Annotated in this window: 2 protein-coding genes; both read right to left on the reverse strand. The window is 65.9% G+C overall.

Going from position 1 to position 578, the window contains the following annotated elements:
* On the reverse strand, window positions 1–480 hold a 480-nt coding region (locus HX846_RS33050), incomplete at its 3' end, for an amidase family protein (protein ID WP_256740232.1).
* Window positions 477–578: hypothetical protein (locus HX846_RS39965; protein WP_256740234.1), on the reverse strand; the 102-nt coding region annotated here is incomplete at its 5' end. The genes HX846_RS33050 and HX846_RS39965, both read right to left, overlap by 4 nt.

Here is a 578-nt window from a genome sequence, read left to right on the forward strand (position 1 = left end):
GGCACCACCGGACGAACCGCCCGCCGTCATGCGCGTGTCCCACGGGTTGCGGGTAATGCCATACAGCGGGTTATCGGTGACGCCTTTCCAGCCGAATTCCGGCGTGGTGGTCTTGCCCAGCAATACCGCGCCGGCCTTGCGCATGAAGGCCGAGAAGGGCGCATCCACATCCCATCGACCCTCGGCGGATGTGGTACGCGAACCCTTGCGCGTCGGCATGCCGATGGTCTGCGTCAGGTCCTTGATGGAGGAGGGCACACCGTCCAGGGCCCCGCACGGCTGGCCCTTGAGCCAGCGCTGTTCCGAATCCCGCGCCGCCTTCAAGGCGCCTTCCGGGTCGACGTGGCAGTAGGCGTTGACCGCCGGGTTGTAGCGTTCGATTCGCAGCAGGGCGTCTTCGGTGACCTCCACCGGCGACAGGCTTTTATCCCGATAGCGGGCCAGCAGCTCAACTGCGGTCAGGTTGGCGATATCCGTCATGCCGCTTTACCTCCTTGCGCCGCGTTGACCATGGCCCGCAGCAACACCGCGCAGCCCGCCGCCAGGTCATCCGGCGCGGCGTTCTCGATTTCGTTATG

Source organism: Pseudomonas sp. K5002, assembly GCF_013386655.1.
Lineage (GTDB): Bacteria > Pseudomonadota > Gammaproteobacteria > Pseudomonadales > Pseudomonadaceae > Aquipseudomonas.